General features: G+C 55.5%; 16 protein-coding genes and 1 pseudogene. 14 read left to right on the forward strand and 3 right to left on the reverse strand.

Annotated elements, in window-relative coordinates; genetic code table 11:
- Window positions 1-743: 743 nt before the first annotated feature.
- The 8 genes from J7302_RS07545 to J7302_RS07580 all read left to right on the forward strand — a co-directional run bounded on the left by J7302_RS07545 (window position 744) and on the right by J7302_RS07580 (window position 8,791).
- On the forward strand, window positions 744-1,184 hold the full coding sequence (locus tag J7302_RS07545) for a hypothetical protein (RefSeq protein WP_215372534.1): 441 nt from the start codon (window positions 744-746) through the stop codon (window positions 1,182-1,184).
- Window positions 1,185-1,198: 14 nt separating this feature from the next.
- Window positions 1,199-2,884: an asparagine synthase (glutamine-hydrolyzing) gene (asnB, locus tag J7302_RS07550; protein ID WP_215372537.1), complete on the forward strand. Its 1,686-nt coding sequence runs from the start codon at window positions 1,199-1,201 to the stop codon at window positions 2,882-2,884.
- A complete protein-coding gene (locus tag J7302_RS07555) occupies window positions 2,850-4,250 on the forward strand; it encodes an MATE family efflux transporter (protein WP_215372540.1) in 1,401 nt (466 codons plus the stop codon). Before asnB ends, J7302_RS07555 begins: the two co-directional genes overlap by 35 nt.
- 14 nt (window positions 4,251-4,264) lie before the next feature.
- Window positions 4,265-5,035 carry a saccharopine dehydrogenase family protein gene (locus J7302_RS07560; protein WP_215372543.1) on the forward strand — a complete coding sequence of 257 codons (771 nt, stop codon included), beginning with the start codon at window positions 4,265-4,267 and terminating at the stop codon, window positions 5,033-5,035.
- Window positions 5,036-5,518, forward strand: coding sequence for a saccharopine dehydrogenase family protein (locus tag J7302_RS07565; RefSeq protein ID WP_215372989.1), 483 nt, complete (start codon window positions 5,036-5,038; stop codon window positions 5,516-5,518). It begins immediately after the preceding gene.
- A 27-nt stretch (window positions 5,519-5,545) separates the two neighbouring features.
- On the forward strand, window positions 5,546-6,943 hold the full coding sequence (locus J7302_RS07570) for a phenylacetate--CoA ligase family protein (RefSeq protein ID WP_215372545.1): 1,398 nt from the start codon (window positions 5,546-5,548) through the stop codon (window positions 6,941-6,943).
- Between the two features lie 462 nt (window positions 6,944-7,405).
- Window positions 7,406-7,702, forward strand: coding sequence for a transposase (locus J7302_RS07575; protein WP_349814435.1), 297 nt, complete (start codon window positions 7,406-7,408; stop codon window positions 7,700-7,702).
- A gap of 276 nt (window positions 7,703-7,978) precedes the next feature.
- On the forward strand, window positions 7,979-8,791 hold the full coding sequence (locus tag J7302_RS07580) for a class I SAM-dependent methyltransferase (RefSeq protein ID WP_215372547.1): 813 nt from the start codon (window positions 7,979-7,981) through the stop codon (window positions 8,789-8,791).
- 188 nt (window positions 8,792-8,979) lie between these two features.
- Here J7302_RS07580 and J7302_RS07585 read toward each other — a convergent pair whose 3' ends face one another.
- Window positions 8,980-13,650: a CHASE domain-containing protein gene (locus tag J7302_RS07585; RefSeq protein ID WP_215372549.1), complete on the reverse strand. Its 4,671-nt coding sequence runs from the start codon at window positions 13,648-13,650 to the stop codon at window positions 8,980-8,982.
- Between the two features lie 30 nt (window positions 13,651-13,680).
- A complete protein-coding gene (locus tag J7302_RS07590; protein WP_215372560.1) occupies window positions 13,681-14,601 on the reverse strand; it encodes a diguanylate cyclase domain-containing protein in 921 nt (306 codons plus the stop codon).
- A gap of 2,171 nt (window positions 14,602-16,772) precedes the next feature.
- Between J7302_RS07590 and J7302_RS26790 the strand changes: the two genes are divergently transcribed.
- The 6 genes and pseudogenes from J7302_RS26790 (at window position 16,773) to J7302_RS26795 (ending at window position 19,523) form a co-directional block, all read left to right on the forward strand.
- Window positions 16,773-16,931: a PSPA7_2676 family Cys-rich small protein gene (locus J7302_RS26790; RefSeq protein ID WP_285899531.1), complete on the forward strand. Its 159-nt coding sequence runs from the start codon at window positions 16,773-16,775 to the stop codon at window positions 16,929-16,931.
- 168 nt (window positions 16,932-17,099) lie between these two features.
- Window positions 17,100-17,276 (forward strand): hypothetical protein, encoded by a 177-nt coding sequence (locus tag J7302_RS07595; RefSeq protein WP_215373031.1) that lies wholly within the window; start codon window positions 17,100-17,102, stop codon window positions 17,274-17,276.
- Window positions 17,255-17,401 (forward strand): annotated as a pseudogene (locus J7302_RS07600) (chemotaxis protein CheR); the annotation flags it as partial. The gene J7302_RS07595 and the pseudogene J7302_RS07600, both read left to right, overlap by 22 nt.
- Window positions 17,398-18,009: a chemotaxis protein CheD gene (locus tag J7302_RS07605; protein WP_215372563.1), complete on the forward strand. Its 612-nt coding sequence runs from the start codon at window positions 17,398-17,400 to the stop codon at window positions 18,007-18,009. The pseudogene J7302_RS07600 and the gene J7302_RS07605, both read left to right, overlap by 4 nt.
- A gap of 414 nt (window positions 18,010-18,423) precedes the next feature.
- On the forward strand, window positions 18,424-19,278 hold the full coding sequence (locus J7302_RS07610; protein ID WP_215372565.1) for a phytanoyl-CoA dioxygenase family protein: 855 nt from the start codon (window positions 18,424-18,426) through the stop codon (window positions 19,276-19,278).
- Between the two features lie 110 nt (window positions 19,279-19,388).
- Window positions 19,389-19,523, forward strand: coding sequence for a hypothetical protein (locus J7302_RS26795; protein ID WP_285899532.1), 135 nt, complete (start codon window positions 19,389-19,391; stop codon window positions 19,521-19,523).
- A 205-nt stretch (window positions 19,524-19,728) separates the two neighbouring features.
- Here J7302_RS26795 and dmpG read toward each other — a convergent pair whose 3' ends face one another.
- Complete coding sequence (dmpG, locus tag J7302_RS07615) at window positions 19,729-20,763, reverse strand: 4-hydroxy-2-oxovalerate aldolase (protein WP_215372567.1); 1,035 nt, start codon at window positions 20,761-20,763, stop codon at window positions 19,729-19,731.
- Window positions 20,764-20,767: the final 4 nt, after the last annotated feature.

Below are 20,767 nucleotides of genomic sequence, written 5' to 3' on the forward strand. Positions count from 1 at the left end.
GAGGTGCTCGCGGCAGCGAAAAAGAGCGTGAAGCGCAACGGATCTGGGTGTTATGGATCGAGTGGACGCTTTCAAAAACGGCAGGCGCTGAAGTTAGCCAGAAACGCATGGCTACTTCAGACCATCCTTAGTGCTTGATACAACATTTCGTATTTATGCTAATGAATTATATGATGACCGCCTCATTCTAAAGCAGAGTGGATGCGACTACTTTGTCATAGATGACACAGGTAAGACTTGGCCGACGCACGATATGAAGGCTAGCTTAATAAGCTACTCCAAAAAATGCGCCAGACTCTTTGAGTTAATTTATGACGAGGTTTATCTGTGTCATTCTAGATTTACAATGCTCGTGTTCGAAAGGCTTTTCGAGCAGACGCTCAGTCAGGGAATATCGAAGAGTATTCATGATCCTGTGAGGGTGCGCCATTCATATCTGTTGAATAGAATGAATAACACGATTGCTATTCCAACAACCGACAGGACGAGTGCTTGCCTGCCTTTGGAGTGGTTTCAGGTTAAATCGGAACGAATTGCCGATCTCGATATAGTTGAATATCTCGCAGTGAAAGATGTTCATGTGCTACCGGGGAGGTTCTTCTATTGGGAGGACAGTAGTAGGCCGCCGTGCACCGCGTTTCGAGTATCGCTCTCAAGAACAAAGCAACGGTTATACAAGAGCGTAGAGCATCTCCGGGCTGCGATTGTTGACTTCGAGCATGAGCGAATTGTGGAGGGTGCAAATGTATTCTCCTAAGCTGTTCCCAGAATTGTCGAAAGTTCCATCGGGCTTTTCAAGTGGAGAAGTGCTGGTAGAGCCGTTATCAATTACACATGCGATTATCGACTTTGAAGCTGTCTTTGTGAGCAAAGATCGTCTTTATGCAAAATATAAGTCTGATAGTGGATGGCCGCTCAATATAACGCTGCACGACAATATTGTGGATTTGGGGTGGCATGAGAAAGAGTTTAGAGATGGAAGTTCATTTGCCTACACGGTAACGAATCATACACGAAGCAAATGTTTTGGATGTATATATGTCTTTCCAAGTAATGGAGAGGCAATTATGTCGTTCTGGCTTCGTGAGGATGGTGTCTCTCCGATAGACGAAGTTGAATTTGCCGAGCTTCTAGTCCAATGGATCGCTACGGAATGGCGCGGCGTACATATAAAAATTACGTAAATTAGGGAACTAAAATGTGCGGCGTGTTTGCCTCGTTTTCTCGGCGTATGTGCTCGAATTTAGGTCATTGGCGTAATGAAGGTTTAAACGCACTGAGGCACCGAGGCCCAGACTTCCTTGACTGTTATACCAGTTGCGATGAAAGGGTCTTCCTGGGACATACTCTCCTTTCAATCTCCACGTCCACCTTAGGAAATGGGAAGCAGCCAATGAAGACCGACAGGTCTGTAATGGTCTTCAATGGAGAGCTCTATAACCATAAAGCGCTCCGCGAGAGATTAGTTTCTCAAGGCATAAATTTAGATGGTGACTCCGATACGGAGATTCTCCTACGAGGAATCGAGAGCCATGGCTGGGCATTTCTTGATGCGGTCGAGGGGTGCTGGGCAGTTATCCTATATGAGCTGGCCACAGGTAAGCTCTATTTCTCTCGTGACCCCCTGGGGGAAAAGCAGCTCGTATACAAATTGGATCATAACGGGCTGATTCTTGCGTCGGAGGCTAAATCAATCTTGGTGACCCAGGATGAAGTGCATTTGGACGCACCTCGAATCCTCTCGGATCTAGTCTTCGACTTCTTTTCAAATCGGGAGTGTACTTATTTTCATAATATAAAGAACTGCCAGCCAGGCAGGTTCTACAGTTACGATGTAAATGGAAATTTACAAGAAATATATAGCTGCGGTATTGGGGCTCAAAAGCCTGACTTGCCACTTAGGCGAAAGCTTGCCCACGCAGTTAGCTCTATGGTTCCTGAGCATCATGCATGTGCTGTGGTTCTGTCGGGCGGCTTAGATAGCAGCATTATTGCGAGCCTCCTTAAAACAGAAACGCGTAATATGCCATTTGTGGCGGTAACTGCTGCTTACGACGAAGGTAGCAATGATGATATTTATTACGCTCGACAATTGGTTGAACATCTAGGTGGTGTTGATCATCAGGAATTAAAAGTTGACAAAAAGTCGGTCGAGCAAAATTTTGTGACGGTTCAGGCTGTGCTGGAGGAGCCATTGCATGATCAGGTGTATATAACGCAGTACTTGATCTACCGGCATATAGCTACTCTGGGCTTGCGGGTCGCTCTGAATGGGCAGGGCGCCGATGAGTTTTGGGGGGGATATTATTATCACTACGGCTTGCACGATCTTTATTCCGCTGATATCGAGACGGCGATAAGATACTTTCACAAGCAGGCGAATAATCGAGGTTTACATAGTTTACTGACTCAGGCTGAGCTAATTCGACTAATTGAGGATAACCTTGCTCCACGGTGGGCGAAGTCTACTGCGTTGCAAAACATCCTAATGGAGGGCCATCTACAGGCAATGATTAGTCATGAGGATAAGTTGTCAATGGCATCAGGTGTCGAGGTTCGGCTGCCCTTTCTTAATCAAGCTTTAGTCAAGCACGCACTTAATTTGTCAATTGAAGAGAAAGTTCATTTGGGGGTAGAGAAGGCCCCCCTTCGCTACGCCATGAGCGGGATACTAAATGATCAAATACGCGTAAGACGCAAGCAGGCGTTCCCTGATACACCTAAGAACGCATATATTGGCTCAGACTTTTTATCGGGCTTGGGCGGACATAGAAGTTTGTTCTCGAAAAATGAGATCAAGGCCGTTTCCAAATGCTGTCCAAAACTAGAGTGGCGTATGAACGCGATAAATGCGTTTTCTGGTGTGGTTACGAGGGCGTGCTGAAATGGACGTAACATCCAAGGAGATTCTTCGCCGAGCGTTGCCATTAGGCCTGGCAAATATGTCAGTGGTGCTCATGCCTTTATTGGATTCGGTGATGCTGGGTAGACATGATGTTTACAGCATGGCATCTGGTGGCTTAGCCATGCAGATCTACCTGATTTTATTTATGTTGGGAGAGGGTATTGTCTTTGGTTTCGGCCCTATCTACGGCAGGTATTTGGATGCGGGCGATGAGCAAAAGATGGCAAGCAGCAAGTTGGCAATTTACTTCCTCTTGCTGGTGTTCGGTGTGCTTGCTTTGTTTGCATTGCTATTTGGCCCAGAGATATTGTTGAGTCTTCAACAGTCACCCCGTCTGGTTGATGAGGCTAGGGGCTATCTGATTTGCCTTGGGCTATCGATTCTACCCAACCTATTGTTCATCCATTATTGGGAGATTCTCGCATTTCACGATAAAGGGAAGATAGTGGTTGCGGGCGCCACAATTCAGTTGGTTGTCGATATTGTTCTCAACTATGTGTTGATCTATGGCAAGTGGGGGGCGCCTGAGTTGGGATTGCTGGGTGCCGGGATCGGTACTCTTATTGGAGCAATGGTAGGGGCGAGCGTGCTCTTCGTGTTCATGTCTTGGCATACATCTAGCCCAAGAGTTGACATTCGAGAGCTAAAGAAGGTTTCTACTCTTGTTCCTTACATGCTGGAGACATTAAAGATAGGCGTGCCTATTGGCTTTAGCATTATAAGCACTGTTGCATTCTTGTCTGCCTCCGTTTTTCTCATGGGGTGGTTCAGCGAGGAGGCTCTTGCAGCACACTTGGCAATCCTTCAGGTGAACGAGCTTATTGTCGTTTTTATTCTAGGATTTAATGAGTATTGTGCGATTCACGTCTCGTCAAATGCAAGCCGTGTAACAGGAAAATCTTTGCGTGCCTTTTTATATAAGGTGAGCATGACAGCATTTATATTTATTGCTGTGCTCTTGCTTGCAATGTTTGTATTTCGTCTTCAGATTTTCTCTCTTTTCTTGGGTGCGCCAACAGAAGGAACATCTCCGGTTTATGCGCATATGGAGGATTTCTTCTCCTTTGCCCTTCCATTTCTTTTGGTCGACGCGTTCATCCTGCTGCTTACAGGGGTGCTCCGGGGCTGTGAGGTTACTCGTTGGCCACTTGCAATTAATATTATCGGCTTTTGGCTATTTGGGTTGTTAACACAACTTTTGTTAGTCGATGCATATCCAACAGTGCCGTTGGTGATTTGGGTTGGCATGCAGGTTGGTTTTGTTGTCACCGCCATTGGATTGGCCGTGTTCTTTATGCGGTTTAGTTCGAAGTCGCAATTCGGAATGTATTCAGCCACGCATTAATAGGGAGATTAATAATGGGTAATAAAGTTACCAACATCGCAATCCTAGGGATGGGGACAGTTGGTAAGGTGCTTGCGTCTGCCTTTGCTAAGAAATACCAGGATGATGGCTATTCTTTGCATCTGGTCGCTCGTACTGACGCTTCGGCAGAGCTGGTAGCCAATCAAGTAGCGAGTAAATACGGACTAGCCGCTAAGCACTATGGCTGCGACGTACGTGACGTCGAAAGTCTTGTGTCTGTTTTGCGTGAAGCGGGGGCCAACATTGTCATTAATGTGGCAACGCCGGATACACATATCGATGTAATGCGGGCCTGCTTGACCGTCGGCGCGCATTACATTGATACGGCGCTCTTCGAAAATGGCACCGACTACAACGTACCGCCGCCTTGGTACTCTCGCGAGCTAGAGTTGCGAGAGGAATTCAAGAAAAAGGGTCTCACTGCTATCCTTTCAATTGGTTTTGATCCAGGTGTTGTTAACGTGTTCTGTAAGAAGGTACAGAATGATTACCTAGACAGCATCGACACTATCGATGTTCTTTGTGCGAACGCGGGTAGCCATAATCAATTCTTTGCAACCAACTTTAACGCGGCAGTATTCCTGAAGGAACTCTGCGAGGATACTGTTTACTGGCAAGGAGGGTCGTGGCATTTTGCGCCTCCATTCTCGCGTCATATGGAGTTTGATTTTCCGGAAATTGGTCGGCAGAAACTATATTCCGTCGGGCATGAGGAAGTTCATTCGCTATCTATGAATATGCCACAGGCAAAAATTGAATTCTGACTGCGAGTTGGGGATAGCTTTAGGTCGACTTTTGAGACTCTACAGAAAGTTGGCCTGCTTTCGTTAAAGCCAATTGATATCGGAGATTTAAGCATCGCGCCACTTAACTATGTCGCGAAGGTCATGCCTGCCCCTGAGTCATTTGCAAGCGAATACCGTGGTACTGTTTGCGTTGGAGCATTGCTAAGTGGGAAAAAGGGAGGTAGGTCATCGAAGATATTCATGCATAGCATCTGTAATCACGAAGATTGCTATGACGACCTAGAAACTCAGGTAACAGCGTTCACGACGGCCATTCCAGCAATGGCGGCGGCAATACTCATTATCACTGGGCAATGGGATGCTGGGACAATGGTTCATCCGGAAGAGCTTCCCCCGGATCCCTTCCTTAATAAAATTCGTGAGTTAGGTCTTGATTGGCGCGTGACAAGCATTCCTGTGCCCAATGAAAGTTTTGATAGCGTGGAGTTGGTCGGGCTGTAAAGTCTGGCGCTTGAAAGGGAATTATAAATGAAACTCGACACTCAGTCTTTCACGTATGGCCTAGAGTCTATCTATAAAAATTCTCGCATGGAAGTGCAGGAAGACAGCTACGATACGCTCGAAATTCAGAAACATATACGCCAAAGGTGGATCAATGAGAAAGTTGATCTTCTGGCTCGAAACAAATGGACGACCCAGCAAAAGCTGAGCTATGCGCTTCCGAAGCTTTCCAGTGTTGTAGACTATGCCTTTGAGAATATCCCGTTCTACCATGAATTTTACAAGTCTCATGGATATAAGTTGGGAGAGATTCGCTCAGTTGATGACTTTAAGTGCCTCCCGTTGCTCAACAAAGGAATACTTCGTAGTGTAAAAACTGAGGATTTCATTCCTCGGGGTATTTCGAAGGACTCTCCAGAGTTCTTTTGGTCTAGCACTTCGGGGTCGAGTGGTGTTGCCTTGCCAATTCTTCGTGATATAGGTTCGGTCTCTAATAATGTGCTGAGCTACTATCGTATGTTTCAGCAGTTGGCTGGAGACGAGTTCAGTCCAGATCGCTGGATTTACAATATCCACCACATTAGAAGTTGGACGTCCTCAATGTGCGGGGATTATCCAACATTTACGCTTAACGATATTGTTGAGCCAGAGGAGTTCGTGCGACACCTAGAGCAGATCCGTCCCGTCATTCTTAACCTGTTGCCAAGTTACCTGCCTGTTTTGGAACCCTACGCCACGCGCATTTCAGCGCTGAAAATGAAAGCGATCATAACAAACTCCGAAGCTAGTTCAAGGCATGAGCGCGAGTACTATTCAGCGATTTTCAACACCTATGTTCTTGATGAGTACTCATCTGAAGAGGTCGGAATAATAGCTTTGGAATGCCCTCACAGGCATTACCATCCTGATCCCGACCAAGTGTACGTGGAGCTTGTGGATATTGAATCCTCCTCTGGAGATGCAAATCTGGCCAGTGTGTACTGCACGGATTATCTCTGCCGCACAATGCCTTTTATTCGATATGATCATGGCGATATCGTTTCCACAGGCGGTCATGATGCCTATCAATGTAAGTGTGGAAAGTACGGTCGAACAATCGAGCGTGTTGAGGGTAGGAAGGATGATTGTCTCAAGACTTTGGGTGGGCACTACGTGCCTACTGCGATTGTAACCAATACATTAGACAGTCATTTCAACGCGACGCCGCATGTTGAGTCGTTTCGGTTGGTTCAGAAGCGTAATATTTCTGATCTGGATTTCTTGTATGTCGGATCGGATGTTAATCTTGTGGAGGCATTAGTTGCGTCATTTGCTTCCGAGTTGAAACGAATCCTTAAGATGGACGTCAATCTGAAAACGATACGAGTTGACGCACTTCCGACTACCGCGAGCTACAAGCGCAAAAAAATCATCTGTGAGGCTTAATTAGCCTCACTTACTAGGTCGCCAGGAATAGGAGTTATCTACGGTTAGTAGTAATAGGGGACTAGTAATAGGGGACAGACCACGATTTAGTGGTGCGCCTCCTTATGGAGCATGCAATGAAAAGGAGATTCAGCCATGCCACGTCGCGCCAGACTGCAGCTTCCAGGCGCCACTCTGCACTTGATTCAACGGGGCAACAATCGCTCGGCTTGTTTCTATGCAGACGAAGATTATCTCTATTACCTGAAAATTAATTGGGGTCTGCCCACTATTGTTCCCTATTGTTTAAGCGCAAATGGAACTCGACATGGTTGAGCAGATTCGTAGTGCCACAAATGGAAACTACGCCCTTGGCAGTCCCCGCTTCCAAGCTGAAATAGCTGCGGCGCTCAAGCGAAGGGTGACAAAGGGAACAGCGGGCAGGCCAAGACATTCGAAGCCTGATGAAGAGGATCTCTTCTAATTAATTGGGGTCTGTCCCCTATTGTTCCTATTGTTTCGGCAACTCGTCAAAGAAAGACGGGGTTTATGGAGCGGATACTGTACAAGGCGATCCGCAAGATCGAGAAAGCCAAGGCCCAGGTGCGGGCGAAGGTCGAGCATCCGTTTCGAGTGATCAAGCGGCAGTTCGGCTACACCAAGGTGCGTTTCCGAGGGTTGGCCAAGAATGCCGCGCAAATGGTGACGCTGTTTGCCCTGTCAAACCTGTGGATGGCGCGCCGGCATTTGCTGGCCAGCGCAGGAGAGATGCGTTTGTAATGCGGGAAATGGCCGCCGCGCAGTGCTCGCGGCGGCGAAAACATAGAGAAAAGCGGGTGCTCTGGATAATTGAGATCGTTTGGCCGCTTTCAAAAATCAGCGGGCGCTGAAGCCAGCCAGCAATACGGGGCTATTTCAGACCATCCTTAGAGCGTGTTCCCCTCTGGTTACGAGATCGTGAGCTCCGGTGAGGAGCAGAAGCGTCCCCGCCGGGCTATCGTCAATCATCACCGGCGATTGGCTGGGCTTCAGATCACGACCGCACAAGGAGGCCCCATGAATCCAAATCAAGAACTCTGGGAAAAAGGCGACTTCACACGTATTGCTGAAACCATGCGCGAGAGTGGAGGAGCGCTTGTCAACGGTTTCGGAATCCGCAAAGGCCTGAAGGTCCTGGATCTTGGATGTGGCGACGGAACGACGGCTCTGCCAGCGGCAAGGCTGGGAGCGGACGTGCTAGGCGTGGATATCGCGAGAAATCTGGTCAATGCCGGAAACAAGCGTGTCGAAAAAGAAGGTCTCGCGAATTGCAGGTTCCAGGAAGGCGATGCGACCAATCTGCACGAACTCGCGGACCATTCGTTTGATCTGGTTGTATCTATTTTTGGCGCCATGTTTGCACCAAAGCCGTTTGACGTCGCGAAGGAGATGGTGCGGGTAACTCGGCACGGCGGTCGAATCATCATGGGCAACTGGATTCCAAACGATCCGACATTGGTGGCGCAAATCTTGAAGATCAGTTCCGCCTACACGCCGCCTCCGCCTGAAGGCTTCATCAGCCCGATGTTGTGGGGAAATGAGAGCAGCGTTATCGAACGTTTTGTCGGCGCTGGAGTTCCTGCTGAAAACATCTCCTTCGCTCGGGACACGTTCACGTTCAACTTCCCTGGTCCCCCTGCGGCGTTCCTGGATGAATTCCGAAAATATTACGGGCCGACCATGAATGCCTTCGAAGCGGCGGAAAAGAATGCCCAAGCCGCCGACCTGCAGAAGGAATTGGAAGATCTGTTCAACCGACAAAACAAAAGTTCGCAGAAGGATGCCACATCCATTCCCGCAACGTTCTTGCGCGTTACAGTTGCGCTTTAAAAAGTCGCGGCCTATAGCGAAAGAAACCATGGTGAGCCTGATAACATGCGGCAGCGGACGTTGGGGCAGATCACTGGAGCAGTGATGTCAGCGGCTCAATGATCGCTGTCGCTGGTTGTGGCGATTGTCGGTTTTATCGGCAATCCTGAAACATAGGCGCACACACATCCGTTCTTGCTCGTGGCTGATCAAGCTACCGGCCTCGCCATCGTTTGCAGCATCGGCTGAATGACTGCCAATGCCCCTTGAAAGTCCAATTGATCCATTGCCAGGTCCAGCACGGTCAAATCATTACTGCCCAGTTCAGCAAGCAATGAAGGTCGCATGCGGTTGTAGAGTTGGCAGGCATCCAGGTTCTGTTGCTGCAGCAGGGCGTAAAGCTGAGTTATCTGGGCGAGATCGCAATCCGAGGGAACATGCTCGCTGGTTTCAGAGGCTGCTTGCCTTGCGAGCCAGAGTTTTGCAGCCCTCAGCGTGGCTTCCAGATTCCGTGTGACCACCGGGAACAGCGCATCGACACGTGCGCGGTCGTTGTCGTTGATGGCCTGTTCGATTTGCAGGGCGGTTGCGGCAAAAGACTGCGCCCCTAACGTACCCAAGGATCCTCGCAACGTATGGAACAGCCTCGCCGCATCGGGATTCCGCCCTTCCTGCCATGCGAGATGCGCGTCGGAAATGGGGGTGAGACCATTGGCTACGGCCCTCCTGATCAACGCAATGAGGGTATCAAGATAGGCCTGGTCGACCTTGCCAACGCTGAGCAACGGGCCAACATCAAAGACTTCCAGGGTCTCGATCTGGCGCGGCGGGGCCATTGCGGGCCTGGATGGTGTCAGCGCATTTGCTGCCTGGTTGGCAGGACGCAAGTGTTGACGGATGGTGGCTAGCATCTGCTCGTCATCAACGGGCTTTGCAATGAAACCATCCATGCCAGCCGATGCGCACTGCTCGCGTTCGTAATTCAACACCCCAGCGGAAATGGCCAGTATGGGCAATTCCAGTCGCAATTCATTGCGGATTACACGGGTGGCAATAAAACCATCCATGACAGGCATGTGCACGTCCATGAGCACCAACTGATAACGCTGCGGATCGGCGCGCAACCTGTCGACAGCCTGCTGGCCGTTGTCGGCGACTTCCACGATCGCGCCGGCGTGTTCCAGCATGCGCTTGGCTACGAACTGGTTCAGTGAGTTGTCTTCGACCAGCAGCAGGCGCACGCCTTGCAATGGATTACTTGATGCTGAATTCACCGTATCAGGGTGGTCGGAAATCTTCGGATCCATTCGTGCCGCCTGCACCTCATGCAGGGTATCGAACAGGTTGGAACTGGTGACGGGCTTGATCAATACAGCATCTATGTCCGCCGACTCGGGTGCTTGCGTGAGTGTGCTGTGATCAAAGGCACTGACCATGACGATAGCGGGAATGGCCCGCATCGGGAGCAACGCGCGGATGTCCTGAACGGTGCCCAGACCATCCATTTCCGGCATCTGCCAATCTGCGATGACCACATCATAGAACTCGCCGCGTTGGGCCTGCGTACGCACCCGCTCCACTGCCTGTTTGCCGGACGCCACTCCATCGACTTGCCAATGCCAGCCGGCAATCGCTTTGCATAGATAGTCAAGGCTGGTCGGGTTGTCATCAACGACCAGAATGCGCAGATCGCCCACGCTGCTTCGAGACCGAGTCGTGTCTTCAGTGGCTGGGCGTTGCTGCCGCACAAGCGGAAGCACAACGCGGAACTCGCTACCGGTGCCAACCGTGCTGTCAACGGTGATGGTTCCGCCCATGAGAGACACCAACTGTTTCGAAATTGCCAGCCCCAGCCCCGTGCCACCAAAACGACGGGCGATGGAACTGTCAGCCTGGGTAAATGGAGCGAACAAGCGCGCCTGCTGCTCGGCCGTTATGCCGATGCCGGTATCGCGTACCCGGAAGCACAGGCTGACGGTCTCCGCATCGGCGCCCACCGACTGCACGAGTAAAGCGACCTCCCCGTGCTCGGTGAACTTGATGGCGTTGCCAACCAGGTTGACCAGCACCTGCTGCAACCGCTGCGCGTCACCGATGAAAGCGACCGGCACATCGGGTTCGACCCCGATCACCAACTCCAGATCCTTGTGGGCAGCGTTGACTGACATCACGGTGGCCAGCGCACTGAGCACATCGTCCAAGCGGAACGGAACGGGGGCGATTGCCAAATGCCCAGCCTCCAGCTTGGAGAAGTCCAGCACATCATTGAGGATGGTGAGCAAGGATTCGCCCGCCCCCCTGAGCATCTGTAGATATTTACGCTGGTCTGCGGACAGGGGGGTGCTCGACAGCAGTTGGGTGATGCCCAGCACCGCATTCATCGGGGTGCGAATCTCGTGGCTCATGCTGGCGACGAAATCGCTTTTCGCACGACTGGCATCTTCAGCTCGCTCCATGGCGTTGCGTAACTGCTGCGCCGCTTCCTTCTCATGGCTGATATTTTTGGCAATACAGAGGAAACCCATGATCTCGTCCGCCGAATCACGCACGGCGGTAACCGTAAGCTGCACGGGGAGCCGTGAGCCATCCTGGCGCACATAAGTCCATTCGTGCGTTTCGGCCCGACCTTGGCGTGCCATGGCGACAAGCACGTCGAAACCTGTAACCGAGCTGCCCAGAACCTGACTCAATTCAGCGCCGCGTGCTTCCACTTCCTCGCGGTCATGAAATACGGATGGCGTCTGCTGATTGACGAGGTCCACGTCGCGGTAACCCAGCATCTGCTCGGCCCCGGTGCTGAATACCTTGATGGTGCCACGGACATCGGTAGCAATGATCGCGAACTCACTGGCCGCATTGACCAGCGTGCCAAATCGGATCTCTGACTCGGTAAACGCGACGGTCAATTGCTCGGCAAGCGCCTTGGCGTCCTCACGCAAGGTGGTCAGATTTCGCACTACAAAGAACAGCAGGAGGCTGATAAGCGAGCCTCCAACCAGCACAACAATCGATTTCTGACGGTCTATCGACGTTTCAAATGCCGGCAGGGTCGTGACCTTGAGCGTCCATTGATGCTCAGCAAGCGATATCGGGGTTTGCCGGGTGAGCGGGTTGGGATATTCGGCCTGTTGCTCAGGTGAGAGCGAGCCACTGGAGTACATCAGGGCAGATTCGGTGGTCTCATTGCCATCAAAAATCTGCACGGCAATTTCTGCGGTATTCATGCCGAGCGTGCCAGCCATGAAATCGTTCATCCGGAAGGCGCTATACACAAAGCCTTCCAGCGCCTGGCTGCGCTCGACTGGCGTCGCGAGCGGTGCACCTTTACGGTAAATCGGCAAGTACAGCAGGGCACCGGTCTGTACGTCGTTATCTGTCTCCTGCACCAACCTGACCTTGCCCGAGAGGGCGGCCCGGCCCGAGTCTCTTGCCTGGGCCAGGGCGGTGCGGCGCACCGGTTCGGTCAGCATGTCGAAGCCAAACGCGCGCAGGTTGCGCCCGGTAAACGGTTCAAGAAACAGGACCGAGGTGTATTCCTCGCGCTCGCCCACGGGCCAAACCCGAAAGTCCGGGAAACCCTCACCCCGCACGCTGTCCTCCAGCGCGGCCTTCTGCCCAGGCGTAAAGCGTTTGGCGTAACCGATGCCCTGGATACCCGGATAGCTCTGCGCGAGGTGTTGGGCCAGCACGAACTCCCGCCATTCCTCTCGTTCGACCGAGGTGGATGCGCGGAACAGGCCTTGGCCGCTGCGCAACACTTGTTCATAGGCTTTCAGGCGCTCGTCGATACGCTGCTGAACGTCACTTACCAGGAATTCAAAACGATCATGAGCTTGAGCCTGCGTTCCCGACGCCACGAAATGCCAAGCCAGCACGGTCAGGCCGAGGCTGATAAGCAGCGCCAACCACTGTGGGCGAACCTGACGAAACGGTACCGTGCCCAACGTCCCCCGGAGGGCTTTCGCCCGTTCTGCGAGGTCAGCTGCCAATACCAGACCTGTGACACTGGCGAGTGCAATAAAGACCTCCAGAGTCAGCAAGGACTCATTCAGCGTGCCGGTCGCAAAGGGGCCGTAACCCTGTGTCGTGCTCCAGACGGCGCTACCGGTGACCAGCAACAAGACCACCGTGACGCCACGCAATCCGTACCGATAGGCGGTCCATGCAATGGCCGGCAACAGCAGATACACCAACGCCCGATTTCCGGCATCGCTGGGTAGACGTTGGCCGAACAGGACCAGTAGTACCAGCGCCAGCGCCAACGCTGACAGTGCGATTTCGACGGCTGACCGCGCGGGGCCGGGTGGCCCGAATCGGGCGGCCCAACTGACCAATAAGGGCGTCAGCATGACAATGCCGGCGGTATCGCCCAACCACCAGGTCGTGAAGATGACCGTGTGCGCGGCTTCCGGCGCGATGCCGCTGAGGATCAGGCTGCTGGTGCCAACGCCTGCACTGACCGTGCACATCAGCAGGGTGATCAGCACAAACTGGGCGACCGATAGCGGTGTCGCCAGGAAGTGTTCGGATTTCACCCAGGCATGCAACAAATAGCAGCCGATCACGGCTTCGAGGGTGTTACCAATGGCAATGGCCAATGACACGACGATCGAAGTGCTGCCAGCGGCAACATGATTTGCGGCAAACACGGCGAAGTTGGCAGCAAAGGCACCGATGGTAATTCCAGGCCAGACGCGATAACCGAACAGCAGCAAGGCAGCGAAGGCAATGCCCGACGGTGGCCAGACCGGGGACGCGTTGGTGTTGGCAAAAGCCAGCACAAGCCCGAGTCGGGCTGCTGCATAGTAAATGCCGGCCAGCGCAAGGAGCGTGACCAGCCATTGCACGTGAGTCGTTGGGCGCAGCGCGTCATGCCGCATGGGGAAAGCCCCTTCCGGTCTGTCTGGCAATCATGGCCAGTTGTTTACGATGGCTCGGTTGCGACCAGCCGTTTTCGCCAGGTAAAGCGCCTGGTCGGCTGCAGCAATCAGCTGTTGCGCGGAGCCCTCGACAGGCGGCACCACCGCGGCCAAACCGACGCTGATGGTGACCGTAGGTGCGGTTGCTGAACTTTGATGGGGGATTTGTAGATCCCGTACGAGCTGGCAGAGCCACCGGCCGTACCTCTCGGCGCCAGCGGCGTCGGTGTGCGGCAGGATGACCGCGAATTCTTCGCCGCCGTAACGCGCCACCCGTTCACCCGGCCGGCGGGCGACGGTGCTGATGGCAGTAGCCACGCTCTGCAAGCAGACATCTCCCTGAGGGTGGCCGTAGTGATCGTTGTAGGCTTTGAAATGGTCGACGTCGATGATCGCCAGTGCCAATGGCAATTGCTGTCGTCGGTGCCGCTCGAACTCCAGCGACAACACCTCATCGAGGTAGCGACGGTTGTACAACCCAGTCAAACCGTCACGGTTGGCGAGCTGGCGCATCATGGCCGTGTGTTGTTGCAAACGCAGGTGAGTCTGAACGCGGGCCCGCACCACAGGCGGATTGAAAGGTTTGGTAATGAAGTCCACCGCACCGGCTTCCAGCGCGGCGATTTCGTGTTCCATACCGGTGTTAGCAGTGACAATGATGACGGCGCAATCTTGGGTAGTTGGATCGGTCTTCAGCGCGGCACAGACCTCGTAGCCGTTCATGCCGGCCATTTCCACATCCAGCAAGATCAGTGTCGGCTGCTGCATCTGGGCCAGCCGTATGCCCGTTTCACCATTGGTAGCAAACAGGATCTTGCCTTGATCCTTGAGCATGCTGCTCAGCAAGCGAATGGTATCGACGCTATCGTCGATGATCAGGATCAGGTTCGATCCGGCGTCAAGCTCCGGCATTGAGACATCCCTATCGTTAGGCTCGTTGGCCGTTACGGCGACACCTCAGCCGAACTGTAAAGTATCGCCAGGCGCACTCTTCCCATCGTTCTGCAGTCGTGCGGGCCGGCGTGATGCCGCCACCAGGTCAAATCAACCCGCCTCAAACGTGTTGTGCCAACCGGTAAGTGCAGGCAGGCGTCATGGGTCCCTATCGGTCCGGTAACTTCCGGGTCAAACAGACATCCGGGCAGCGATGTCCGTCACAGTGAATACCCGGAAATCATGATTCCGGCCACCTGTTCCAGTGTAGATACATTTCTACTCTGCTTGCGATTGGCGTTGTGCGGCTTTGCTGGTGCCAGTTGCTGCAACAACGGAGGAGACGATTCTACTTGGTACACCGCCACATTGTGGTGGGCCGGACGCTCATCTCCATCTCCCGTCGATCTGTCCCGGGAGCAACTAGGAATCAATGGCCGGGCTGAGAGCCTTGTAGGAGCTGGGGGACGTTGAGTTCCTACAAGGAATGCCGCCACTTGCAAGACTCAACGCAGACAGAGCCGTCCCATTCGCTGCCCGCTGCAAGAGAAAGGAAAATCAGCTGTACTGAAGACTCCCGGCACTTTGGAAAGAGGAGGTTATGTCATGCCAAATCTTCGGTTTCCTACTTTGGTAGCTGCAATGCTCCTGGTGGCTTCGACAGGAGCCTCCTGGGCCACAGAGCAGGCCCAACAACGTCGTGCTGCGCGGGAGGTCCGTCAGGAAACGCGTCAGGATGCGCGCCAGATAAAGCAGGAGTGCCGCGCCGCCGACCAGCAGAGCAACCCCCAATGCCGGCAGGACAAGCGGCAGACTAAACAGCAAGGGCGGGAGAGAGCTCGGGATATCAAGTACTGAGTAGCGAGTACGAATCAGCGAACATGGAAACCTCTGACGACGTACCCAAGAGGAGAGCGGCATTGCGCGCCCGATGCGACTGACAGTGCGCAGCGACCCGTACAGCCGCTGTAATCCGGATTTCGCTCCAGGCTACATCAACGCCCTGCAGATGAACGGTGCCCTGATCGCCGCGCAATTTGCCGACGCGCTGCCGACAAGCAGGCAGGGACCCGCTGGCGAATCTCGATCCGGGGCGAATTGTGGAGCAGCTCGATATCGCCCCGATCGCCCTCCCCTCCCTATCCCGCGCCGGTCACGGTCAGTCCCATGGCCGGGTGTGGCAGCCCGAACGCAAGAGGTGCAATTGCGCCTTCCAGGTGTATGCGGAAGCAGCGGATTGCTTCTGCAGGCCCGAGTTCGCCTGCAGCTTTTGGCTGCACCGCTCTAAAGCAGATCGCGTGGGGAGACCCGCGTGGTCTGCCAGGTCCTCTTGCCTCAGTCTGTCAACCCTGCGCGATCTGCCACCCTTCGTTTGACACGTGTTGGGTTGCGAAGCCAGTCAACTGCAAGAGGAATTCCACCACGCATGATGGATACCCCCCATCGTCTTCGCCCGCCACGGACCACCAACTGCGTGCGGTGATGATCGATCACCAGCCCTGGTTCGTCGCCCACCACTTCGCCTGCCTGACTGGCGCCCGTCGTCCCTATCGTCTGCCCCAACGCGTGAACCCGCACCAGCGTCGGGCCATCTGGTTGCAGTACGCCTGCGGTGCGGTCGAGGAGCTGGAGGCGATCAATGACGCCGGGTATACCGCGCCCTTTACCGCTTCAACCATCCGGAGCACCGCTGCATCAGCCTGTGGATCAGCGACGAGGTGCTGCCGGGGCTGCACGATTACTATCGCGAGCCGGATGCCAGCCCGCAGCGGGCACTGATGACCTGGGCCAACCGACGAATCGACGTGCTCAAGTGACAAGGCGAGGTGTGGATTCCACGGCGGGATGTGCCGCGCTTTCTGGCCACGCAGGATGAAGGGCTGGACGACGGGCCGAGCTCCATGAGCGCTGAGCAGGGCAATTCGGCGCGGCAGGCATGAAGCGCACCGACTCCTGACTGGGTATGCGGCTGGCGCGACGGGTCACTCGTCCCCGACCATCGGTTGTACCGCCCGTGCTTTTAGGTTGTTGGTTCTAGCCCGGCAGGCGGACCCTTGCCCCCGAAACATGCCTCCAAGAAGAACAAGGCACGTGCAGTCACACACACCACTGCCGGATCGAACCAGGGGGTCACCCCCCGGGGAGGAGCCATGCGTATACGTTGCTTTCTGCTGGGTTGTATCTGGAATGACGGTTTTCACACTGAGGTCGGCTCAGAACCCATGATCTGCCAGCGATGTCGACGCTGCGGCGCCCATCGCTATGTCAGCCAGCCGACACCAGAGGTCCGTACCAAGTCCGCGGCCTGAGCCACGCCGGGCGTTCCTGGCTGGAGCACCCGGCGCTTTTTCGTTATTTGAACTCTTTCATTAATAGCAATTTGACAGCACGCCGCAACCCTCTAGTTTTATCTGGCATCGCCGATGGCCTGAACAAGGCCCGTTCGTGCGGCCGCCATCCTGGCTAGGGAGTGCATGATGTCCACCCCGTCTTCCGCTAACGCGTCCCTGCAGGATCTCGCCCTGCATTCCCTGGTCTGGCTCGCGTGCGCCGGCATGCTGGCTGCAGGGCTTCCCGAATGGTTGGCCTTGGGCGCTGGCTGGGTCGCCAGCCTGTTGCCGGTCTGGCTGCGCGCCTGCTCGAACGCATGGTGAGGCTGCTTCGGCCTGACGGTCTATTCTTTGCAGGGCACTCGGAAAGCTTCGTCCAGGCCAACCACCTGGTGAAGCTGGTCAACCGGACTGTTTACCGACCCGCACAGCAAGGAGCACCCGCATGAAAGGAGACACCCCCGGCGCCATCGCGGCGAACCGTTACTACGACCCCGACTTAGGCCTCCCGGCCGTCAAAATCCTCCCCGGCGAGCACTACGCGACAGGCGAAGACCGGGTATTGGTCAGCGTGCTGGGCGCCTGCATTGGCGTGTGCCTGCTGGACCCCGAGTGCGCTGTCGGTGGCATGAACCACTTCCTCCTGCCCGACACCGGCACCAGGGTGCGTGAGGCCCACGATGCCGCCGGGCACGGCAAGCTGGCCATGGATCAGCTCCTCGATGCCCTGTACAAGCTCGGCGCCCGGCATGAGCGGCTGGAAGCCAGGGTCTTCGGTGCGGCCAATCTGCCCAACGCGCTGCTGAGCCCTGACGCCGCCCTGCGGGTCGTGGAGTTCGTTCACTCCTACCTCGACAGCGAAGGGATACCGCTCATCACCGAGGACGTGCTCGGCGAATATCCGCGCAAGATCTACTTCTTTCCGGCCAGCGGCAAAGTGCTGCTGAAAAAGCTCAAGAGCCTGCACAACGAAACACTCCTGCAACGCGAACTGGAATACATCCTCTACCTCAAGCGCGCCGAAGTGCTGGGTCCCTACGACCTGTTCCAGGAGTGAGCCGTGCCGAAGAAGGTCAGGCCGTCCATGCGTGGCAATCGGGTGTAGCGCAACGGCCCGCGCCACCTGCGGGCATTCATTCGCAATACAGGCCACCGGCCTGCCCTCGGAGACTCTGCCCAACCCCACCCCTCTCCCAGAGGGAGAGGGGCTACCGGCGTTTCCCCCCGCTCCTACAAGGAATGCAGCCAATTGCAACACTTGACGCAGACAGCCCAATTCATTCGCAAAGCGCGACCACCAGCCTGCTCCGCATTTCCTCCACGCAACTGACGCTGTTTTAAGCTCCTACCCTGCATCCATAGTGACAAGCTCGCCTCGGGAGCCCGTCGTCATGCTCCAGGGCATGCTTTGCCTGCTCGTCTTCCTGTTGCTCGCCTGACGAACAACACACAAGAAACTGAGGACTTCACCATGGTTGCCTTGCATCTGCTCGACCACCCCCTACCCGCCGAGGAGCTGGGCGCCCGGCTGCTCAATGGCGAGATTCTGGTCTGGCGTGAGGTGGAGGCGCTCGCCGAGCTGCGCATCGAACTGGACCGGATAATCCGCCAGACATTGGCCGACGATGCCCCCACCACTGCGGAAAAGCGTCTGCCGGGTGAGGTCTTCATCGAGCGCATTCGCCAGTTACGCAGCCAGGTCATGAAAGACTTGAACCTGCACCGCCCGATGAAGGCCGCAATGGAATACGTCGGCCTGGATCTCGACGACAGCTACTGGGATGCGCTGCAACTGCGGGTAGTGCCCTCCGCCGCCAGCCATCAGGCGCGGCGCATCATGCCGCTGCCGATGCATCGAGATAACTGGGGCTCGAACATCGCCCAGCAACTGAACTGGTGGACGCCGATCTACCCCACTGACGCGGACAACACCTTGGCTTTCTACCCGGCGTACTGGAGCCAGGCAGTCGAGAACGACAGCGCGAACTGGGACTACCTGGCGTTCAAGCAGCGCATGCGCGAAGGCAAGGCCGCCTCCCACCCGGTGCTCCCAACGCTGACCGAACCCCTGCCAGCGGCGCAGTTACTGCCGCTGGTGATCCAGCCCGGCGACCTGCTGGCCTTTTCCGGCCAGCACCTGCACGGCAGCATCGCCAACGCCCACGGTCGTTCGCGCTTCAGCCTGGAAACCCGCACGGTATCGCGCGACCACCTCACCACCGGCCTCGCCGCGCCCGCTCCGGACGGCGCAGCGCCGTACCGGGTCTGGGAATGGTTCAAGCACATGTGCGATGGCACACCATTGGGTGAAACCGAGCGGCTCTGAAAGGCGCGCACCCGCCAGCAACTGTTCCGAACTCCCGGCCCCCAACTGCGCCTGTTCAAGGCACTGACCCAGGGCTAGGCTGCACGCCCACACTACCCAGGGAGTGGTTCATGGACGCGGAAACGCTACGTACCGCACTGACGTTGATGGCCGCCATCGGGGTTTCGCTCGGCGTGCGCTGGTACTTGATCCATGGCTTGGCGGGGGAGGACAGGCCTGAAAGTGGCGATGACTGGATGGCGTGAGGACTGAGGGTGCTGTTCCTGTGGGCCATTATGTGGGAGTTCATTCGCGAAGCAGATAGCAGCCCGCCAACTCGAGCATCCCTCACCCCAACCCTCTCCCAGAGGGGGAGGGGGCGACCCGCGTCGGGGGTCCGCGTGGGGGCTGGGTCTTGCATCCCACGCAGGCCGCGGTCGGGTGAGGGAAGCCGGCGACCCTCGGTTTCCCTCAGGTCGGCAACACCTCACGCTGGCGCGACATGGTCAGCGCCAGGTCTTCGATCATGTCTTCCTGGCCACCCACGGTGCCGCGACGGCCCAGCTCCACCAGCAGCTCGCGAGCCTGGATGCCGTACTTCTGCTCGGCACGCTTGGCGAACAACAGGAACGAGCTGTATACGCCGGCATAACCCAGGGTCAGGGCATCGCGATCGACGCGGATCGGCTGATCCATCATCGGCACCACCAGGTCCTCGGCCACGTCCATGATCTTGTAGAGGTCGATACCGCTCTTCACGCCCATGCGCTCCAGCACCGCGACGAACACCTCCAGCGGAGTGTTGCCGGCGCCAGCGCCCAGGCCTGCCACCGATCCGTCGATACGCGCAGCGCCGGCCTCGATGGCCGCCAGCGAGTTGGCAATCGCCATGCCCATGTTGTGGTGGCCATGGAAACCGACTTCAGTCTTGGCATTCAGGCCGGCACGCAGCACGCCGATCTTCTCGGTCACTTCATCCGGCAGCATGTAGCCGGCCGAGTCGGTGCAGTAGATGCAGTTGGCGCCGTAGCTTTCCATCAGCCGGGCCTGCTCCAAGAGTTTTTCGGCGCTGACCATGTGCGCCATCATCAGGAAGCCCACGGTGTCCAGGCCCATCTTCGCGGACATGCCAATGTGCTGGCCGGAGACGTCGGCCTCGGTGCAATGGGTCGCGACGCGGATGGTGGATACACCGCAATCGTGGGCCATCTTCAGGTGATCGACCGTGCCGATGCCCGGCAGCAGCAGGGCCGAGACCTTGGCCTGTTTCAGCTTGGGAATCACCGCGTCGAAGTATTCTTCATCGGTATGGGCCGGAAAGCCGTAGTTCAGCGAAGAGCCACCCAGGCCGTCGCCGTGGGTGATCTCGATCAGCGGAACGCCAGCGGCGTCGAGGCCGGTGGCCACGGCCACCATCTCTTCCAGGCTGATCTGGTGGCGCTTGGCGTGCATGCCGTCGCGCAGGCTCATGTCGTGCAGGCGCACGCGCTTACCTTGCAGGTTCATGTCA

Origin of the sequence: Metapseudomonas boanensis (genome assembly GCF_018704125.1) — a bacterium.
GTDB classification, from domain to species: domain Bacteria; phylum Pseudomonadota; class Gammaproteobacteria; order Pseudomonadales; family Pseudomonadaceae; genus Metapseudomonas; species Metapseudomonas boanensis.

What these genes read in the sequence shown, in the direction of transcription:
- J7302_RS07545 (WP_215372534.1), top strand. Translation starts at nt 744, where the DNA reads ATGTATTCTCCTAAGCTGTTCCCAGAATTGTCGAAAGTTCCATCGGGC.
- asnB (WP_215372537.1), top strand. Translation starts at nt 1,199, where the DNA reads ATGTGCGGCGTGTTTGCCTCGTTTTCTCGGCGTATGTGCTCGAATTTA.
- J7302_RS07555 (WP_215372540.1), top strand. Translation starts at nt 2,850, where the DNA reads ATGCGTTTTCTGGTGTGGTTACGAGGGCGTGCTGAAATGGACGTAACA.
- J7302_RS07560 (WP_215372543.1), top strand. Translation starts at nt 4,265, where the DNA reads ATGGGTAATAAAGTTACCAACATCGCAATCCTAGGGATGGGGACAGTT.
- J7302_RS07570 (WP_215372545.1), top strand. Translation starts at nt 5,546, where the DNA reads ATGAAACTCGACACTCAGTCTTTCACGTATGGCCTAGAGTCTATCTAT.
- J7302_RS07580 (WP_215372547.1), top strand. Translation starts at nt 7,979, where the DNA reads ATGAATCCAAATCAAGAACTCTGGGAAAAAGGCGACTTCACACGTATT.
- J7302_RS07585 (WP_215372549.1), bottom strand. Translation starts at nt 13,650, where the DNA reads ATGCGGCATGACGCGCTGCGCCCAACGACTCACGTGCAATGGCTGGTC.
- J7302_RS07590 (WP_215372560.1), bottom strand. Translation starts at nt 14,601, where the DNA reads ATGCCGGAGCTTGACGCCGGATCGAACCTGATCCTGATCATCGACGAT.
- J7302_RS26790 (WP_285899531.1), top strand. Translation starts at nt 16,773, where the DNA reads ATGCGTATACGTTGCTTTCTGCTGGGTTGTATCTGGAATGACGGTTTT.
- J7302_RS07595 (WP_215373031.1), top strand. Translation starts at nt 17,100, where the DNA reads ATGTCCACCCCGTCTTCCGCTAACGCGTCCCTGCAGGATCTCGCCCTG.
- J7302_RS07605 (WP_215372563.1), top strand. Translation starts at nt 17,398, where the DNA reads ATGAAAGGAGACACCCCCGGCGCCATCGCGGCGAACCGTTACTACGAC.
- J7302_RS07610 (WP_215372565.1), top strand. Translation starts at nt 18,424, where the DNA reads ATGGTTGCCTTGCATCTGCTCGACCACCCCCTACCCGCCGAGGAGCTG.
- J7302_RS26795 (WP_285899532.1), top strand. Translation starts at nt 19,389, where the DNA reads ATGGACGCGGAAACGCTACGTACCGCACTGACGTTGATGGCCGCCATC.
- dmpG (WP_215372567.1), bottom strand. Translation starts at nt 20,763, where the DNA reads ATGAACCTGCAAGGTAAGCGCGTGCGCCTGCACGACATGAGCCTGCGC.